We start from the raw sequence: 2750 nt of genomic DNA on the forward strand, positions 1-2750 counted from the left end.
CGCTCGGCGATGCGGTCGGCCTCCCGGGCGACCTCGGCGTCCGGGTGGGACGCCTCGGTGAGCACGTCGGCCAGCACGTCGAGCAGCGTGGGCAGGCCCGAGGCCAGGGCGCTGCCGGAGAGCCCGAGGTGCTCCGGGTCGACCATCGGGCCGAGTTCGCCGCCGATCAGCGCCAGGTCGGTGTCGATGGCCACCCGGTCGCGGCGCCGGGTGCCGGTCAGCAGCGTCTCCGCGAGCACCTCCGCCGTGGCGGGGTGCCGCGGGTCGTCCCCGGCGAACGGGATGGTCAGCCGCATCTCCACCATCGGCACGGTCTGCTTGCGCACCGCCAGCACCCGCAGCCCGTTCGGCAGCACCGTGTCGGTGTGCGCGAGGTCGGCCGCGGCGCGCTGTTCGCCGAGGCCCGGAACGTCGCGGGGACCGGTCGCGGTACGGCCGATCTCGTCCGCGTCGCGGTGTCGGGGACCGGTCGTGTCGGTCGCGCTCACTGGGTACCTCCCTGGTCGGGCTCCACCACGAGCACTGCGCGCGAGTCGGGGCGCAGCGCCTCCGCGGCCTCGGACACCTGCTTCGCCGTCACGGCCGCGATCCGCTCGGGCAGCTCGTACACCAGCGCGGCGTCGCCGTGGAGCAGTTCCATCGAGCCCAGCGCGAGGGTGCGGGAGACCAGCCGGTCGTGGTCGGCGTGCAGGTTCGCGCTCCACCGCGCGGTCACCTTCGCCAGCTCGGACTCCCCGGGCGGGGTCGCGGCGAGCTCGCCGAGCTCCGCGTCGAGGGCCCCGAGCACCGTCTCGGGGGCCACGTCCGGTGCGTGGACGGCCGTCACCGAGAACGTGTCCGGGTCCCGCGCCTCGAACGGGCCGAACAGCCCCGCGCCCGCGTTGATGTCGGTGACCAGTGGCTCCCGGTGCACCATGCGCTGCTGCAACCGGGAGGAGTCCCCCTCGGTGAGCACCCCGGCGAGCACCAGGTTGGCCAGGTAGCCGTCCAGCTCGTTGACCGGGTCGGGCATCCGGTAGCCGACGGCCAGCGCGGGCAGCGGCGCGTGCGGGTCGGTGTGCGTGGCGCGCAGCTCCGAGTCCGGCGCCGGTTCCGCGAACGAGGGACGGTGCGGCCGCGCCCGTGCGGGTACGTCCCCGAAGTGCTCGTCCACCAGATCCCGGGTGCGGTCGACGTCGAGGTCACCCGCCACGGTGAGCACCGCGTTCGCCGGGGCGTAGTAGGTGTCGAAGAAGGCCGCGCAGTCGTCGAGGGTGGCCTGTTCGAGGTCGGTGAAGTCGCCGTAGCCGTTGTGCGCGTTCGGGAACGTCGAGTACAGCACCGGAGGGAGCAGGATCCACGGGAACCCGCCGTAGGGCCGGTTCAGCACGTTGAGCCGGATCTCCTCCTTGACCACGTCGATCTGGTTGGCGAGGTTCTCCCGCGTCAGCTTCGGCGCGCGCATCCGGTCGGCCTCGAGGAACAACGCGCGCTCCAGCGCCGCCGACGGCAGCACCTCGAAATAGTCCGTGTAGTCCGGATGGGTGGATCCGTTGAACGTGCCGCCGCTGCTCTGCACGTGCCGGAAGTGCGCGAGTTTCTCGAGACTCTCGCTGCCCTGGAACATCAGATGCTCGAACAGGTGCGCGAACCCCGTGCGTCCCTCCGGTTCGGAGCGGAAGCCCACGTCGTAGTGCACGCTGACACCGACGACCGGCGCCGTCGGATCCGGCGCGAGCACGACCCGCAGGCCGTTGTCGAGGGTGAATCGGTGTAACTCGGAGACGGCCATGGCCACACCCTACGGGTACTCTCACAGGCAGGGGTATGAGACCACTCAGCGAGCAGACCATCCTCATCACCGGCGCCACCGACGGCCTCGGCAGGCATCTGGTGCGCGAACTCGCGGCACGGGGCGCCCGGGTGATCGCGCACGGCCGCAGTGCGGACAAGTTGCGCGATTTGCGGGACGAGACCCGTGCGAACTGCGGGGCCGAGGTGGAGTCCGTGCGGGCCGACCTGTCCGACCTGCATCAGGTCGAGCGCCTGGCCCGAGAGACCCGGCAGCGGTACGACCGGATCGACGTGCTGGTCAACAACGCCGGGGTCGGCACCGGGTCGGATCCGACGGTCCGGCGGGAGAGCGTGGACGGTATCGAACTCCGCCTGGCGGTGAACTACGTGGCCGGCTACCACCTCACCCGCAGGCTGCTGCCGCTGCTGCGTTCCCCCGCCCGCATCGTCAACGTCGCCTCGGCGGGGCAACAGGAGATCTCGTTCAGCGACCTCCAGTGCCGTCGGCAGTACAGCGGGGCCTCGGCCTACATGCGCAGCAAGCTCGCCCAGGTAATGTTCACCCTCGACCTGGCGGAGGAACTGCGCGGCAGCGGTATCACGGTCAACGCCCTGCACCCGGCGACGTTCATGGACACCTCGATGGTGCGCCAGTCCGGGCGGACCCCGGCGAGCAGCGTCGCCGACGGGGCCGCCGCGACGCTGCGGCTGATCTGCGGCGAGGAGGTCGAGGGGGTGACCGGCCGGTTCTTCAACGGGACCGAGGAGTCCGAACCGCACCCCCAGGCGTACAAGCGCAACGCCCGGGCGCGCCTGCGCGAACTCACCGACGAACTGATCGCCGACGCGCTCAGCCGGGAGGCGTGAACGGCCCGGGCCGCCGGTCGTCCGCGGTGTCCCGGTGACCGGGGTCCCCCGGCCGGGTGTCGTCCGTGGCGACTCCGTGGGACGCGCCGCCGTCGGACACACCCGGCCGG

General features: G+C 72.1%; 3 protein-coding genes. 1 reads left to right on the forward strand and 2 read right to left on the reverse strand.

Translation table 11 applies throughout. From position 1 onward, the window contains the following. Positions 1 to 488, reverse strand: a 488-nt coding sequence (locus SACHA_RS21280) for an insulinase family protein (RefSeq protein WP_019809218.1), incomplete at its 3' end; no start/stop codon positions are given. Continuing rightward, a complete protein-coding gene (locus SACHA_RS0109555; protein WP_019809219.1) occupies positions 485 to 1771 on the reverse strand; it encodes a M16 family metallopeptidase in 1287 nt (428 codons plus the stop codon). The genes SACHA_RS21280 and SACHA_RS0109555, both read right to left, overlap by 4 nt. Positions 1772 to 1806: 35 nt before the next feature. Between SACHA_RS0109555 and SACHA_RS0109560 the strand changes: the two genes are divergently transcribed. Beyond that, the gene (locus tag SACHA_RS0109560) at positions 1807 to 2640 is read left to right on the forward strand and encodes an SDR family NAD(P)-dependent oxidoreductase (RefSeq protein WP_019809220.1); all 834 of its coding nucleotides are present in this window, start codon (positions 1807 to 1809) and stop codon (positions 2638 to 2640) included. The last annotated feature ends 110 nt before the right edge of the window (positions 2641 to 2750 follow it).

The organism is Saccharomonospora halophila 8, from assembly GCF_000383775.1.
Taxonomy (GTDB): Bacteria; Actinomycetota; Actinomycetes; order Mycobacteriales; family Pseudonocardiaceae; genus Saccharomonospora; species Saccharomonospora halophila.

Bases quoted from the DNA above. Each gene is read 5' to 3' on its own strand.
- SACHA_RS0109555 (WP_019809219.1), bottom strand. From the start codon at position 1,771: ATGGCCGTCTCCGAGTTACACCGATTCACCCTCGACAACGGCCTGCGG.
- SACHA_RS0109560 (WP_019809220.1), top strand. From the start codon at position 1,807: ATGAGACCACTCAGCGAGCAGACCATCCTCATCACCGGCGCCACCGAC.